Here is a 15,913-nt window from a genome sequence, read left to right as displayed (position 1 = left end):
CAACAGGCACTAGGGGATTAGTTTTGGCCGAGATCGAAGACTTCTTCAGCGTTGTCGTCGCTAAGCGGGCGTTCGCTGTCGGGTTCACGTTCGATGTGGTTTTGCATCATTGAAGACTTTGGTGCGATCCACGCGTATTTATCATTGCCTTCAAGCACAAACACGTCGCGAGGCGTGGCTAAGTTTCCGTAGGTGGCGTTTTCGCCAAGCGTTATAACAGCGGCGTAGAGAGAGCCCGCACCTGGGATGTGGGCCTCTACGGTACGATCGCCGTTTGGATGAGTGACAACGTGGTCAACTTCACCGGTGTAACTGCCACCGAACTGTGGGATGTATAAATCGAGATACTCGCCAACTTCTACCGTCATTAATTCTTCACGATCAAGCTCAATGTAAGCTTCATCGGTTACATCAGCGGGAATATAGCCTTCTGCTTCAAGTACCTTTTTGCCATCTTCTGATGTTGTCCAGACGATGGTGTCTTTCTCTGATTTACCGTTAGTAGTAGTTGTAGCCTGAGCTTTTAGCTCGGCTTCATTTTTTGGTTTGAAGTTATCGACACCTGTCGATAACACTTTGCCGTTTCGTTGCCTTTCAACAGCGCTTTCTTTACCAACAGGTTTTGTCTCAGCATTCGCCGCTGCTACCTCTTTTTTGCCCGAGGGGGCTGTATCGATAAAGGCGAAAATACAACCAATAGCTACAATTGCCGTCGAAGCGGCAACAATACGCTTTTTCATAGTGTGTTCCTTTTATTTTTACTTACTGAATTTAGGAAATTAAACGTTAGAAATTAGCGACACTCTGCTTCTCAAAGCGCGCTCTAAGTGAGCGATATAGAGAACCAATGTGTTTAGTGAAATTGCTTAGTGAATTAAGTAAGTCATTAAAACGTATAATATTTTCACGGTTATAAAAGTATCGCTTTGCATAGGGGTGTATAAAATTTAGCCCTTTAATGCAGTGTAAATTTCTTAGGCTAAATACGGGATTGCAAGATGTAGACCGAACGCCGAATTGGCTCGTTTTGACCATGTGAGTGAGAACGAATAAGCCACCTAAAAATGGCTTCTGGATGATGAAAAGGGAACACCAAATAACAAAGGAACAATTCCACTTAATAAGGGAGCTTGCGAGGTAACAACAGCGCAAAAACAAGCGAGATAGGTAGGGAAATGATAAAAAAGAGCGAGTAAAATCCTTTACTCGCTCAGTAAGAAGGCCACCTTTTCTGAGGGAAAGTAGCCGTCGGAGAACTGTTGGTTTTCTCTTACGCTAATCGGTTGATTATTGAAGAGAAATCCATCCCTGCATTGCCTTCTTCGCAATGCATTTCAAACCACTTTGCAGCAAGCTCACCCATAGGTACTTGCGCGTTGACGCCCTTCGCGCCCTGCATGGCCAGCCCCAAGTCTTTGAGCATAAGCGCAGAAGCGAAACCGCCAGCAAAATCGTTATCAGCAGGGCTTTGTGGCCCCACACCTTTTACAGGGCAGTAGGTGGTCATTGACCATGTCTGTCCCGAGGCATTTGACGCGATATCGAAGAACACTTGCGCATCTAAGCCTAGTTTTTGTGCCAGCTGGAAGCTTTCACACGTCGCAATCATGGTCGCGCCAAGTAACATGTTGTTACAAATCTTTGCTGCTTGTCCCGCACCATGGCCGCCCGCATGAACGATTTTTTTGCCCATTGCGCTAAGTACACCATGGGCTTTGTCAAATGCATCAGCGTCGCCACCCACCATAAACGTGAGTGTGCCGCCCGCAGCCGCTGCAACACCACCAGAAACCGGCGCATCCAGCATTTTAAGGCCTTTTTTCTCTGCCAGTTCCGACACACTCTTCGCCGTTTCTACGTCGATGGTGGAGCAATCAATAAGCAAGGTGCCTTCGCGGACAGAAGCCAAGATCTGATTTGAATAGATATCTTTTACGTGCTTGCCTGCTGGTAACATAGTGATAACGATGTCGGCCTCAGCAGCAGCTTGCTCGGTACTTTGCGCAATAGTACACCCTGCTTCTTTGGCTTTGGCCAGTGCCGCTTCGCTTAAGTCAAAAGCCAATACGTTGTAGTCGTTCTGAACCAGGTTATCTGCCATCCCTGAGCCCATATTACCTAGGCCAATAAATGCAACTGTGGTCATAATAGTCTCCTCACTTAGCCCATGGTTGGAATAACAAAGGCGTTGTCGTTCGTATCTGAGCCATCAGGCCAGCGCTGCGTAATGGTCTTAACCTTGGTCCAGAATTTCACCCCTTCCATACCGTGCTGGTTGGTATCACCAAATGCAGAGCGCTTCCAGCCCCCAAAGGTGTGGTAAGCAACTGGCACAGGAATAGGTACATTAATCCCTACCATGCCCACGTTTACACGTTGCGCAAATTCGCGCGCCGCATGGCCGTTACGGGTGTACATAGCTACACCGTTACCGTATTGATGGTCACTTGCTAAGTTAACTGCTTCGTTGAAATCTTTCGCGCGCACCATTTGAAGCACTGGACCGAAAATCTCTTCTTGGTATGAACGCATGTCTTTGGTCACGTGGTCAAAGAACGTTGGGCCGATGAAGTAGCCTTGACTGTCGTCTGGGATCTGACTGGTTCTGCCGTCGTAAACAAGCTCAGCACCTTCTTCTATGCAAAGGTCGATATAGCCTTCAACGCGCTCTTTGTGAGCAGCAGTAACCACAGGGCCATAATGAGCGTTAGGATCTTCACTATGACTTACCATAATGTCTTTAATAGCCGGAATAAGCTTGGCTTTCAGTTTCTCAGCGGTTTCATCGCCCACCGGAACGACAATCGGTAGCGCCATACAGCGTTCCCCGGCACTGCCGTATGCAGCACCAACTAAGTCGGTTACCACCTGATCTAGATCTGCATCAGGCATTACGATGCCGTGGTTTTTCGCGCCGCCCATGGCTTGAACGCGCTTACCTGCACGAGCGCCACGCTCGTACACGTAATTAGCGATATCAGAAGAGCCTACAAAGCTCACCGCCTTAATAGTTTGATGATCTAAAATACCATCAACTACTTCTTTGTTACCGTGTACAACGTTAAGTACACCTGCAGGAAGGCCTGCTTCGATCATAAGCTTTGCCAGTTCAACAGGTACTGACGGATCGCGCTCTGATGGCTTTAAAATGAACGCGTTACCGCAGGCAATTGCCACACCGAACATCCACATTGGGATCATGGCCGGGAAGTTAAATGGCGTAATACCTGCCACTACACCAAGTGCTTGGCGCATGGAGTACACATCGATTCCTGGGCCTGCGCCTTCGGTATATTCACCTTTTTGCGCATGAGGGATTCCACAGGCAAACTCGATAACTTCAAGGCCACGCTGAATATCACCTTGCGCATCAACCAACACTTTACCGTGCTCGCTTGATAATAGTGCCGCTAAGCGATCGCGGTTTGCTTCAACCAACTCTTTAAACTTGAACATAACACGAGCGCGTCGTTGAGGGTTTGTTGCTGCCCACTCAACCTGTGCAGCTTGAGCTGTTTCAATTGCATAGGCCAAAGTTGAAGTGTTAGCCAAGCTTACTTCAGCCTGTACTTCACCGGTGTTAGGCGCAAATACCGACGCGGTATTTTCGCTGCTATCCTCAAAATCTTTACCTGCAATAAAGTGAACAATCTTTCTCATGACATAGCTCCTGTAATTTTTAACAATATTGAAACCTTGTGTTTGCAAAGACAATACATATACTTGCAGTATGGTGCTGTAAAAATGCAGGTGTTTAAGTGAATTGGGACGACATGCGTTTGTTTCTTGGTTTGGCAAGAAATGGTCGTGTAGCTATTGCAGCTAAAGGCTTGAAAGTAGACCCTACGACATTAATTCGTCGTGTAAAAAAACTGGAGGACTCATTAAATTGCAAGTTGTTCGAGCTAACTAAAAAGGGGTATGTGCTTACCACCCATGGCAGTGAGCTAGTTACGTATATTGAAAAAGCAGAGCATTACTTTCTAGAGGCACAAAATGAATTAGGTGATGAACGCTCGCATTTGGCAGGTACGATCAGAGTGAGTGTTTCTGAAGGTTTCGGTAGCTGGTTTTTAGCGCCTTTACTACCCGATTTTAAAAAGCAGTATCCGGGGATCAGTATTGAGCTTGTGGCAACCAGCGGCTTTTTAAACCTGAACAAACGAGAAGCCGATATGGCTATCTTGTTAGAAAAGCCCAGTAAAGGCTTGCTGGTTACACAAAAATTAACTGACTATAACCTTTATCTTTATACCCACCAGTCCCTTATCAGCGACAACGAACCACGAACATTACAAGAGCTCACCGCCTTCAATTTAGTGAGTTACGTGCCCGATTTGGTGTATGCGCCTCAATTAAAGTTCATTGAAGAGACAGCTTTGTCACAATTAAGTGCGCTGCGCAGCACCAGTATTAATGCGCAGTATCAAATGCTTGTAAATGGCGCAGGAGTAGGCATTTTGCCTAAATTTATGGCTGAAACTCAGCCAGGCTTAGTTCGACTCATTGAAAACGAGATTCACATTAAGCGTACATTCTGGCTGGCCACACACAAAGAAACTCATTCTCAAGCACGCTTTCAGGTATTTACAAAATGGCTTACAGATAAAGTTACGCAATACCATTCAAAATTTCTCGACTAAAAAATTAGACGTTTATCTACTGTCTCTTGCAGGGTAAATATGTAAAAAATAGCGTAGCAGCGTCGAAAAACTCGCCACGCATTAATACAAGTGGCTGAATGTGGTCTAGGCTTTAATAAATTAGGCCGACACGTCTTAGTTAAAAAGACATTGTCTAGCGAACCGTTTGCTAAACCTTGTGTAGATTCATCAAATTATCGTTAAGGCAAGGTTAGTTACTGCCGATAAACGGCATATTACTGTAATTCTCTGTCAGGGAAGGCCCTATGTTCAATAAACACTTAGTGAAAGAAAACGAAGCGCTTCGCGAGGAGCTACACATACTCAAGCAAGTGCGAGATGGCTTGCGCGAAGAAATGATCTTTCTCAATCTTAATGAGCGTGGTGAAATTGAAGCCGTCAACGAGATGTTCGAGAAAGAGCTAGGTTACTCACTCTCTCAAGTGAAAGGGCATCGCTTCTTTGAATTTGTTCCCGAGATTGCCAGAAACACGCCTCATTTTAAAAAGCTGAAAGATTCTATCGAGCAGCGCGTCCATTACTGGGGGGCGATTGAGTTTCTTCGTGAAAATGGTGAAGAAGCGTGGTTAAGGGGCGTAGTTGAACCTATTTTTGACGGAAAAGGGAATATTCACAAATTCTCAGTTAACCTCAACGACCTCACGCGCACTATAGCCAACTCGAAAGAACACGAAGATTTGGTGGCCGCGTTGCACAAGTCAAATGCGGCGATTGAATTCGATTTAAACGGAAATATTCAGGACGCAAACGAAGCTTTCCTGAAAACCGTTAAGTACAGTCTTAATGACATTAAAGGTCAGCATCATAGAATCTTCTGTGATACGGAGTATGCGAATTCCCGCGAATATAAAACGTTTTGGGAACGACTTGCTCAGGGTGAATTCGTCGCAGGAAGATTCGAACGTTTCGACTCTCACGGCAACACTATTTGGCTGGAAGCCACCTATAACCCGATTTGTGATTCTCACGGTCGTATGTATAAAGTGGTTAAGCTGGCTACTGATATTACTGAGCAGGTGGCGCGAGAAAATGCCGTGTCCAGTGCTGCTGATATCGCCTACCGTTCTTCAAACACAACGGATCAAATCGCCACGCGAGGAAAGGAAGTCATTAGCGAACTGCTTTCTGAAATGTCTTCGCTGTCGCAGCAAATGGATAGGGCAAAAGAGGGGATTAATGCGTTGGACGCTCAGTCTCAACAAATTGCCACTATTATCGGAAGTATCAGCGCTATTGCCGAACAAACCAACTTGCTTGCTCTAAATGCTGCGATTGAGGCGGCACGTGCTGGCGATCAGGGGCGAGGTTTCGCTGTAGTTGCTGACGAGGTGCGTCAGTTAGCATCGCGTACAACCGAAGCCACAGAAGAAATCATCAATGTGGTTAAACACAACCAGACATTGGCCACCGACGCAGTAAATTTGGTTAATGAAGGTGATGAAAAGGCGCAATCAGGGCTCAACTACGCCAGAGAGGCGGGTGAAGTTATCGAACAAATTCAAGACGGTGCAAAAGAAGTCGTTGATGCAGTAGGCCAATTCAGCAGTCGACTGGGAAGCTAGTAGCACAGAGAAACAGGCTTACCGATAAGTGTAAACTGTCTAAGTTCTTACCAAATAAAACATCGCTCAAAACAGAATTCATCCTACCTTGGTAGGATGAATTCGCCCCTATTGCAGGATGTGCTTTTTAACGCAGCCTCTATAGCATAACCCTGTAATAAAAGGCTTGCAGGGGCGGTTATGTCAGGTTTTACGAAAATATCTACAGCTATAGTGGCCGTATTCATTGGCTGCTTTTTGGTTTTTACCTGTCTGGTCTACTTCCACATACAAGATAACATTGAGGAAGAGATGACGGGCGCGCTTAACCAAGTGCGAGAAATGGTCAACCTCAATATCCCTGTTGCTGATATCGAAGCGATTGTAGAGCCTAGCCCTCACTTATCCGCCCATTATTTCACGGGGCGCCTTCAGGCAGAGCAGACCTCAGTGATGCCGACAACCGAACGTACTGCACTCACACCTGTTATCATCCCAATTCAGGAAAATCAGTATCTTATTGTTACGCCTTTTGATGCTACTGAACTCACCCAGAATCTCACTTTTTTTGCCTTGGTGGCGGGACTGTTTTTCGCAACCTTTGTCCTGTTGCTGTTTACGTTAAAAGTGGCGGTTAAGCAAAGGTTAGTGCCGCTAAATCAGCTCGCTGCCGCGTTATCTGAGCTACGAGAAGGCAAAGAATCACAGCCCCTGCCACATTCAGATATCACCGAAATGAACAGGGTATTAGACCAATTTAAGCATCTGCAAAATGCACTTAAATCAAAAGAAAAGCAGCTCATAAAAATAGATAAGCAGTTAGCTCTTCTTCAAGAGCAAGAGCGTAATTACCTTGCCAGAGAGCTTCACGATAATGTGGGGCAATTGCTGACCACGATAAAAGCCCACGCTTATATTTTGGTTAACGCAAAAGAGCGATCTGTTGTTGAACTGTCGGCGCAGAAGGTTCAAGTGATGTCACATCAAATAAGCGATGCAATTAGAAAACTCACTGCTCACCTACACCCGCTTGTTTTAGATAGAGTCTCTCTTCAGTCGTCGCTTGAGCGATTGGTGTACGAACAAGAAGTAGCACAGCCCGATACGCAGTGGGACGTGTCAATTAATCTAAAGCGCTATCAAGAAGATAATGAGCGAGATATTCATCTTTACCGATTTGCTCAAGAAGCCATTAACAACGTGATTAAACATGCGAAGGCCACCAAGGTTAGCATTCAAATTTATGGCGATACTCACCGTGTTTCTGTGATGGTCAAAGACAACGGTCGGGGATTAGGGAACCACATTGTAGAAAATATTGGCATGTCTTCAATGCGCAGCCGAGCACGTTGTATAGGAGCAAATTGCAGTGTGACGTCACCCGATGGTGGCGGCGTTGCTGTATCGCTGTCCCTTACCCTTAAAGAAATGCCTCCTCTTATGGGCGCTAACGTCGCATGAATATTCTAATTGTCGACGACCACGCTGTGGTGCGTGAAGGATACAAAGCTTTACTCAATGCGATGATGCCCGATTGCCGTATTTTTGATGCTGAAAACGGCGCGCAAACCCATCGTTTATTAGCCAGTAGTGACATTGAGATCCTAATCCTCGACATAAATCTTTCAAATGAAAGTGGCCTTGTTTTAGCCAAGATTTTTTTGAAGCGACATCCAGATTTAAAAATTATCTTTTTCAGTATGTTCGAAGACAGCGTCATATTGCACCGCGCCATGCAGACCGGTGCTATGGGGTACATCAGTAAAAGTAGTTCGCCTGAAATATTGATCTCGGCAATTAAGGTCGTTGCAAAAGGGCAAAAGTATATTGAGCGAGGCCTGGCGGTAAATTTAGCCAATCAACTTCTCGATACCAATGTGGACATTGCTGCCAAATTAACAAAACGTGAGTTCGAAATATTTATTGCTATAGCAATGAATAAATCCCGCTTCGATATTGCTGATGAGTTGGGCCTATCGGCTAAGACTGTTTCTAACGCACTTACCGTCATTAAGCGAAAGCTTGACGCGGTGCCCTCCCAGTTTTCAGCCATTGCGGCTAAACACGGTTACATCGGTGATGCAGAGCTTTCAGCGTCTCAATCGGTGTCTTTTGTCGAGAAGAGTGAGAAGTAGCCATAGGTTTCCCCTCCTAAAGTAGGAGTCAAATCGGTCTATCGCATCATGGTAGGTACAACGTAAAAGTACCATTATCAAACTACACAACAAACCAAGTTACTGCGCGTGGTACGCGCAACGTTATCAAAAGGTATTTCTTATGATTTATGCAAAGCCAGGTAGTGAAGGTTCGGTCGTAAGCTTCAAAGAAAGCTACGGTAATTTTATCAATGGCGAATGGGTTGCACCGGTTAAAGGTGAGTACTTCACCGCAACATCACCAGTAGATGGCAGTGACATCGCACAAATCCCTCGTTCAACGTCTGAAGATATTGAGCTTGCTTTAGATGCCGCTCACGCTGCGAAAAAAGGTTGGGCAGATACATCAGTAGCTGAGCGTTCTAACATTCTTCTGAAAATAGCCGATCGCATCGAAGAAAACCTAGAGCTACTCGCCGTTGCAGAAACTTGGGATAACGGTAAAGCCGTTCGTGAAACACTGAATGCCGACATCCCGCTTTGCGCAGACCATTACCGTTATTACGCAGGCTGTATTCGAAGCCAAGAAGGCACCATCGGTGAAATTGATAAAAACACGGTGGCGTATCACTTCCATGAACCTTATGGTGTAGTTGGACAAATCATTCCATGGAACTTCCCGCTACTTATGGCTGCATGGAAACTTGCGCCAGCACTTGTTACCGGTAACGTAGTGGTGTTAAAGCCAGCAGAACAAACACCAGTATCTATCTTATTGTTCGCCGAACTAATCCAAGATTTACTGCCACCAGGCGTTCTTAATATTGTTAATGGATTTGGTGCAGAAGCAGGGCAAGCCCTGGCAACGAGCACTCGAATTGCAAAAATTGCGTTCACCGGTTCTACCCCAGTTGGCGGGCACATCCTTCGCTGTGCTGCCGAAAACCTTATTCCATCTACTGTAGAGCTTGGCGGCAAATCGCCAAACTTATTCTTCGCAGACATTATGGATCACGAACCAGAATTTATTGATAAGTGTGCGGAAGGGTTAGTGCTTGGCTATTTCAACCAAGGTGAAGTATGTACGTGTCCTTCTCGAGCGATTATTCACGAAGACATCTATGATGCGTTCATGGAAAAAGTGTTGGAAAAAATTCAGAAGATCAAACGCGGCAACCCACTAGACACAGACACCATGGTAGGCGCGCAGGCATCTAACGAGCAGTTCGAAAAGATCCTTAAATACATCGATATCGGTAAGTCAGAAGGAGCTCAGGTTGTCACTGGAGGTGAGAAAGAACAGTTACCAGGCTTTGATGGAGGCTACTACATTCAGCCGACTATCTTGAAGGGTGAAAACCACATGCGTGTGTTCCAGGAAGAGATTTTTGGTCCGGTAATCGCTGTTCAAACCTTCAAAACCGAAGAAGAGGCGATTGAGATTGCCAACAACACAAGCTTCGGGCTAGGCGCAGGTGTATGGAGCCGCGATGCGAATGTAGCATTCCGCGTAGGTCGAGCGATTGAAGCAGGTCGCGTATGGACGAACTGTTATCACTTGTATCCAGCTCACGCTGCATTTGGCGGCTACAAGAAATCGGGGATTGGCCGCGAAACCCACAAGATGATGCTAGATCACTACCAGCAGACAAAAAATCTATTGGTAAGCTACGACATCAACCCACTTGGTTTCTTCTAAGTAAACCTGAGGGCGGCGCCTACCGCCGCCCGCTACTTTTATGCGCATCGCATTTTCCTCAATCATTTTCTTGCTGTTTCTCAGCACCAATGTGTTGGCGCAGTCTGACGCGACAGACATTCCACAAGACATTTACAAAATATTTCCCAACGCTACACGCGTGGGGGAGATGCACACTGACATCAAGGTAACCCCGGTCTATCAGCTTCAGCAACTACTCGGATATGTTTTTGAGTCGAATGACTTTGTCGACTTCATAGGCTTTTCAGGCAAACCGGTTAATGTAGTGATTGGGCTAGACACACAAGGCAATGTGGTCGATCTTTTCGTCAAGCAGCATAGCGAGCCGATTTTTTTGCACGGGCTTGGCGAGAAGTCTATGTTTGATTTCGTTGCTCAATATCAAGGGCACAGTGTCAAAGAGCGTTTTATCATTGGTGGGAAAAGCAATGTAGGCAAAGACGCTACCTACTTTGATGGGGTTACGAAAGCCACCGTATCGGTGCTGGTTATCAACGATACCATCGTGACATCTGCATTAGCCGTTGCCAGAGCTAAGCTCGATGGCTTTGTTGCGCCTAGCAACAATATTATCAATCCAGACTTTTTCGAACCTCTTACTTTTAGCGAATTGGTGGACAAGGGCTACATTCAAAAACACCAAATTACTCGACAGAATACCGAAGGCCTATCGAGAGAAGTGATTCGGGCGGTTGACGATATCCAAAGCGAGTTTGCCCTTGATGGTGACATCATCGCCGAACACTACTATGCGTTTTTAAGTCTTCCTATTGTGGGGAAAAACCTGCTGGATGAAGAGGAATTTGCTCGGTTACAGGAAAATCTAAATCCGGGTGAAATGGCACTGATGGTGCTGAATACGAAAGGTTTCAGTTTTATCAGCGATGAGTTTATTCCCCAAACCACACCTGAGCATTTACGGGTATCTCAAGGCGGTTTTCCCACGGCTATCCGCGATATCGATTTTTATAGCTTCTATGATCCCGCATTTTCACAAGCATTGCCCGACTACAACGAGATCAAAGTACTTCGAGTAAAATCGAAAGGTGGGCTGTCACTTGACCAAGAAATGGAAATAGCGATTAGTGTGCCGTTTAAGCCAAGTTTCTTCGAGCAAGATGAGCATCTGTTCCCTTTGAAAGTGACACTGCCTAGTGAACTATTTATGGAAAATCCTGAGGCTCAGTTAGCGAAGCCCATTCCGTTGTGGCAGAAAATTTGGATGGACAGAACCTTAACGATAAGCATCACCGTTGTTTATCTTGTAGCGCTGTCGTTGTTTTTTGCATTCCAGCAAAGGCTAACGCCTTACACCAAGTTTGTGCATACAGTGCGGGCATTTTCCCTTGTGTTCGTGCTGTTTTTTATTGGCTTTTACGCTCAAGGGCAACTGTCTGTTGTCAACATATACACGCTGCTACTGGATATTGTCGATGGATTTTCCTTAGAGGTATATCTTCTCGACCCGGTCATTTTTATTTTGTGGAGCTTTGTATTTGTTTCGTTGTTTATCGTTGGGCGGGGACTATTTTGTGGCTGGCTTTGCCCCTTCGGAGCACTCCAGGAAATGATGGGAATACTGGCTGAAAAGCTCAGGATAAAACAAATTAGAATTAAACCTCAGCACCACAAACGGGCGCAAAAAATCAAATATGGGTTGCTTTTAGGGCTTGTTGCGTGCTCATTCTATTCGCTAAACCTTGCGGAGAAGCTCGCTGAAATAGAGCCGTTCAAAACGTCCATAACCCTACACTTTGTTCGGTATTGGCCCTTTGTGCTGTATTCGGTTTTATTGCTGCTACTTAGCTTAAAAATTCATAAAGTGTACTGCCGCTATTTATGTCCATTGGGAGCTGGGCTCGCCATTCTGGGGCGTTTCCCTTTCGTTAAATTGCTTACACGTAAAGATGCCTGTGGTAACCCGTGTCAGCTGTGCAAACAAAAGAAATGTGGTATTGATGCTATAGAACAAGACGGCAGCATTGACTATGCTGAATGTATTCAGTGCCTTGAGTGTGTGGTTACGTTAGATAACCCTGACTTGTGCAAAATCGATAAATATAAAAAGAAAAAGGTGCCAACGCGTGTCAAAAACCTCAATCCTGTCCGCACTTAGTCAACCTGCTAATAGCAAGGTTAACGATGACAACCATTCTAGTTTATACGGTGCTAAAGAAGCCTGCCGTGATGTGGCTAATGAGATTTTAGCCAACGTTAAGTGCGATGAAATAGAGCTATTACTTTTTCATACCAGCACGCTGTTTGACTTAGACACCGTAGCAAAGGAAATCTCCGCACGTTTTCCGCACGTGAATATTGTTGGCTGCACCAGTGCTGGAGAATTTAATAAAAATGGGTATGGAACAGAAAAACTTTTGGCCGTCGCGTTTTTGAAAAACGAATTTTCTATTGCCACAGCATTGGTGCCTAATTTAGGCGAAGTAAACTTTGATGAAGCCCACGATATTGCCAGTGGTTTGCGCCGAGCCTTACAGGGGAGGGAGCGTCGTTACGATACAGAGCAGCACTTCGTTATTTCTGTGCTCGATGGACTTACCCGCCATGAGGAACATTTTCTAGAAACCTTTGCGACTGCATTTGGCAATATTCCACACTTAGGCGGTAGCGCTGGCGACGATCTAAAGCTTGAAGCCACCTATGTGTTTTACAACGGTGAATTTCATCGAGACGCAGCAGTACTGCTGCTTGTTGGCACGGGAAAGCCCTTCACCGTGTTCTCCATTGATCACATTAACTCTCCCGTATCGAAGCTGGTGGTCACCCACGCCGATCCTGAGTCGCGAACCGTGTATGAGATTAACGGTGAACCCGCAGCGCAGTATTACGCCAGTTTATTGGGAATGAAAGCTGAAGACTTAACGCCGGATGTGTTTTCCATGTTTCCCCTTGCTGTGATGGTAGGTGGCAAATATTTCATCCGCTCTATTCAAAAAGTAGATTTGGCCACTAACGCCATTACCTTTTACTGCGCGGTAGATATTGGCATTATTCTTACATTTGTTCAGCTGGGAGACTGCATTGAAGCATTAGAAAGTAAACTAGACAAACTGCGCGCTCAGCTTGGCGAGCCCGAATTTGTCTATGCTTGCGATTGCTTTTTGCGAAGGCTCGAAATTCAACAGGGCAAAAACGACCACGAAATAAGACGGCTACAGCAAAGGTACAATGTCGCGGGCTTCAATGCCTATGGCGAGCATATTCACTCGGTTCACTTGAACCAAACGTTTACGGGGGTGTATTTTGCAGCCCAATAATCAATTTACCGACGTGGAAGCGCTCCAAAAGGCGCTTTACGAGCAACGGCGTGAAAACGAAAAGCTTGAGAAAATAAACGCAGCGCTGATGTATCGCATGGAAGAGGGCGGTTTTAATCATCACAGTTACCGCGCCTTCGAACATTCGGTTCAACTCTCTGAAAAAGTGAGTCAGAAAACAGAGGAGCTACAGTCAGTACTGCAAAAGCTGGAACAGTCAAACGCCGAACTGGTGCGTGCTCACGAAGAAACCCATCAGGTGAAGCAGCGTTTACACGATGCCATTGAAAGTACCAATCAGGCGATGGTGTTGCTAGATAGACTGGGCGGGATCATTTTCTTTAATCGGCACTTTGAAACTGTTTGGGATGACCTTTCCATTACCCCTAAAATTGGCGATAACTATTACGATATCACCCAAGCTGCCAAGCATTCCGGGGTTATTCGCCGCGCCCTGCCTGCTGATGTCGAAGGCAGGATGATCTATCAGTTGTCGAACCGGCGATGGTATCAGCTGACCAACCGACCCACGCAAGAAGGCGGGAACGTTATTCTGTTTAACGACATCACTGAAGTAAAACTGCTTGAATCGAATCGTTACGAGCAAGTCATTAAAGAGAAAAACAAGCTGTTGCAAAGCCTTATCGATAATATTGATGTTGGAATATTGCTCATTGATAAAGAAGGTGGCATTGCGTTTTGGAATAACACGTTTTTGACCCAATCAAACGTGCCTCAGCACGTACTGGTAAACAGTAAGAATATTTATGCCCTTCAAAATAACCGTCACTGGAGCGGGCTCAACTTAAACCCGGTGGGGCCACGTACCCAGATTATCCACGAGCAATTGGTGGTTGAACGCAACATCACTACACTGCCCGACGGCAATACGCTGTGCACGTTCACCAATGTTACATCGCAGCATCACTACGCGGAAACGCTGAAGCAAAACGAAAGCTGGATCCGCATGATAACCGATAATGTACCGGCGCTTATTGCTTACATTGGTACCGATAAAAAGTTTCAATACACCAATAAAGGTTATCGCGATTGGTATGGCGTTAGTGAGCAAGACATTAATGATATGCCTATGGATCGAAGCCATCTGAAAGAGGTTTACCCCAATCTTATTCAGTACTTGCGCCGTGTTAACCAAGGCGAAGTGGTGAGCTTTCAAAGCAAAGAAAAAAATGCTCATGGCGACGTTGGCTTTTTACAGAAAGTTTATTTACCTCATTTTAATGAATCTGGCGATATCACCGGGCACTTTGTCTTGGCAACAGACGTGTCGCAGCAGGTAGAAAGCCAACTCCAGCTTAAAGCGGCTAAAGACCAATTAGAGTCGAATGTAGAAAAGCGTACCCGTGAACTCAATCACGCCAACATCGCCCTTCAAGAAGCGATTGATTCAAAGAGCAAATTTTTGGCTGCTATTAGCCACGATCTTATGCAGCCCCTTAGCGCTGCCATCTTGTTCAACGAAACATTGAAAGATCAAGTGGATAGTTCATCCAGCCCCATTGTTGCCGCCCTCGATAATTCACTGTCTGATTTACATGGCCTTATTCGCACGCTTATTGAAACATCTAAACTGGACGCTGGGGTGTTACAGCCTGACAAACAGCAAGAAAATGTATTGCCGTTACTTATGCAGCTAGCCGAAGAGTTTACGCATATCAGTAAAGACTATAACGTTGATTTTCGCTACCGCTTGAAGGAAGCTTTCGTGGAAACAGACGTGAACTTACTTTCTCGAATATTGCGAAATTTATTAATAAATGCAATGAAATACGGTGCCAACGGCAAGGTGTTACTGGCAGCACGAAAGGTGAATGAGAACCTGGAAATTAGCATCTATGATCAAGGTGTGGGTATAAGCGAAGACGATCAGAAAGTTATTTTTAAAGAGTTTTCCAGATTAGAAAACGATTTTAACTACTCTTACAGTTTGGGTCTGGGATTATACATTGTAGATAAAATGAGTAAGTTGCTAGAGCACGATATTCGAGTGCGCTCGAAAGAGGGCGTAGGCGCGTGCTTCACGGTGACCATTCCTATTACCGAAGTGTGTGATACGAGCCAGGAGCAGGACTATCTTTATACTTTGGAGCCATCGTTACCAGATTACGTTTTGGATAAGCATATATGGCATATTGATAACGATGCGAATATGCGCATTGCTATGCAAACGTTGTTCGCAAACTGGGACATGGAAGTAGACACTTTCTCAGGTTTTGAACAATGCAGCGCTGTAAATAATGGCAGTTTTGACGAGTGCGACATGCTTATTGTCGATTACCACCTAGATGAAGAAGAAACCGGTTTAGACATTGCGAAACGCGTAAGAAAAATCGCGCCTTCAATGCCCATTATGATTTGCACCGCTAATCACTCAAAAGCGTTAGCGAATGAACTTGAAGGCACCGACATTCAGCTGCTGCACAAACCTGTTAACTCTTCGGTGCTTAAGGCGGCGCTAGTCTCAAGCTTGAATGGCTAAAAGTATAGGAACATAGGGCCTGTATATGGTCTCCCCCATTATTGCAAGAGTAAACATGCTGTTTTGACTAAAATGGTTTGCGTCCGTATATCCGGCTTCTCGTTGAAGTATTTTCAC

11 protein-coding genes are annotated in these 15,913 nt (G+C 45.4%); 8 read left to right on the top strand and 3 right to left on the bottom strand.

What is annotated here, in order from left to right; all coding sequences use genetic code 11:
• Positions 1-17: 17 nt before the first annotated feature.
• The 3 genes from F0261_RS17190 to F0261_RS17180 all read right to left on the bottom strand — a co-directional run bounded on the left by F0261_RS17190 (position 18) and on the right by F0261_RS17180 (position 3,660).
• Positions 18-740 (bottom strand): lipocalin/fatty-acid binding family protein, encoded by a 723-nt coding sequence (locus tag F0261_RS17190; protein WP_171338531.1) that lies wholly within the window; start codon positions 738-740, stop codon positions 18-20.
• A gap of 530 nt (positions 741-1,270) precedes the next feature.
• Positions 1,271-2,146, bottom strand: a complete 876-nt coding sequence (mmsB, locus tag F0261_RS17185) for a 3-hydroxyisobutyrate dehydrogenase (protein WP_216600855.1) — start codon at positions 2,144-2,146, stop codon at positions 1,271-1,273.
• 14 nt (positions 2,147-2,160) lie between these two features.
• Positions 2,161-3,660, bottom strand: a complete 1,500-nt coding sequence (locus tag F0261_RS17180) for a CoA-acylating methylmalonate-semialdehyde dehydrogenase (RefSeq protein ID WP_171338530.1) — start codon at positions 3,658-3,660, stop codon at positions 2,161-2,163.
• Positions 3,661-3,758: 98 nt separating this feature from the next.
• Between F0261_RS17180 and F0261_RS17175 the strand changes: the two genes are divergently transcribed.
• The 8 genes from F0261_RS17175 to F0261_RS17140 all read left to right on the top strand — a co-directional run bounded on the left by F0261_RS17175 (position 3,759) and on the right by F0261_RS17140 (position 15,796).
• The gene (locus tag F0261_RS17175; protein WP_014950688.1) at positions 3,759-4,643 is read left to right on the top strand and encodes a LysR family transcriptional regulator; all 885 of its coding nucleotides are present in this window, start codon (positions 3,759-3,761) and stop codon (positions 4,641-4,643) included.
• A gap of 266 nt (positions 4,644-4,909) precedes the next feature.
• A complete protein-coding gene (locus F0261_RS17170) occupies positions 4,910-6,226 on the top strand; it encodes a PAS domain-containing methyl-accepting chemotaxis protein (protein WP_171338529.1) in 1,317 nt (438 codons plus the stop codon).
• 180 nt (positions 6,227-6,406) lie between these two features.
• Positions 6,407-7,666 (top strand): sensor histidine kinase, encoded by a 1,260-nt coding sequence (locus F0261_RS17165; RefSeq protein ID WP_171338528.1) that lies wholly within the window; start codon positions 6,407-6,409, stop codon positions 7,664-7,666.
• Positions 7,663-8,340: a response regulator transcription factor gene (locus F0261_RS17160; protein ID WP_014950685.1), complete on the top strand. Its 678-nt coding sequence runs from the start codon at positions 7,663-7,665 to the stop codon at positions 8,338-8,340. Before F0261_RS17165 ends, F0261_RS17160 begins: the two co-directional genes overlap by 4 nt.
• A 142-nt stretch (positions 8,341-8,482) precedes the next feature.
• Entirely contained in the window at positions 8,483-10,000 is a 1,518-nt protein-coding gene (locus F0261_RS17155) for an aldehyde dehydrogenase family protein (RefSeq protein WP_118492296.1), read from the top strand.
• A gap of 40 nt (positions 10,001-10,040) precedes the next feature.
• The gene (locus tag F0261_RS17150; protein WP_171338527.1) at positions 10,041-12,137 is read left to right on the top strand and encodes a 4Fe-4S binding protein; all 2,097 of its coding nucleotides are present in this window, start codon (positions 10,041-10,043) and stop codon (positions 12,135-12,137) included.
• Positions 12,106-13,296: a nitric oxide-sensing protein NosP gene (gene nosP, locus F0261_RS17145; protein WP_014980253.1), complete on the top strand. Its 1,191-nt coding sequence runs from the start codon at positions 12,106-12,108 to the stop codon at positions 13,294-13,296. The genes F0261_RS17150 and nosP overlap by 32 nt, the downstream gene beginning before the upstream one ends.
• Positions 13,283-15,796 (top strand): ATP-binding protein, encoded by a 2,514-nt coding sequence (locus F0261_RS17140; protein ID WP_171338526.1) that lies wholly within the window; start codon positions 13,283-13,285, stop codon positions 15,794-15,796. Before nosP ends, F0261_RS17140 begins: the two co-directional genes overlap by 14 nt.
• Positions 15,797-15,913: the final 117 nt, after the last annotated feature.

Source organism: Alteromonas sp. 07-89-2 (assembly GCF_013113925.1).
In the GTDB taxonomy this organism is placed as follows: Bacteria; Pseudomonadota; Gammaproteobacteria; order Enterobacterales; family Alteromonadaceae; genus Alteromonas; species Alteromonas macleodii.
Note: the sequence above shows the minus strand (reverse complement) of the source record. Positions and strands in the feature narration are given on the sequence as shown.

Bases quoted from the DNA above. Each gene is read 5' to 3' on its own strand.
- F0261_RS17180 (WP_171338530.1), bottom strand. From the start codon at position 3,660: ATGAGAAAGATTGTTCACTTTATTGCAGGTAAAGATTTTGAGGATAGC.
- F0261_RS17160 (WP_014950685.1), top strand. From the start codon at position 7,663: ATGAATATTCTAATTGTCGACGACCACGCTGTGGTGCGTGAAGGATAC.
- F0261_RS17170 (WP_171338529.1), top strand. From the start codon at position 4,910: ATGTTCAATAAACACTTAGTGAAAGAAAACGAAGCGCTTCGCGAGGAG.
- F0261_RS17190 (WP_171338531.1), bottom strand. From the start codon at position 740: ATGAAAAAGCGTATTGTTGCCGCTTCGACGGCAATTGTAGCTATTGGT.
- F0261_RS17150 (WP_171338527.1), top strand. From the start codon at position 10,041: ATGCGCATCGCATTTTCCTCAATCATTTTCTTGCTGTTTCTCAGCACC.
- mmsB (WP_216600855.1), bottom strand. From the start codon at position 2,146: ATGACCACAGTTGCATTTATTGGCCTAGGTAATATGGGCTCAGGGATG.
- F0261_RS17165 (WP_171338528.1), top strand. From the start codon at position 6,407: ATGTCAGGTTTTACGAAAATATCTACAGCTATAGTGGCCGTATTCATT.
- F0261_RS17155 (WP_118492296.1), top strand. From the start codon at position 8,483: ATGATTTATGCAAAGCCAGGTAGTGAAGGTTCGGTCGTAAGCTTCAAA.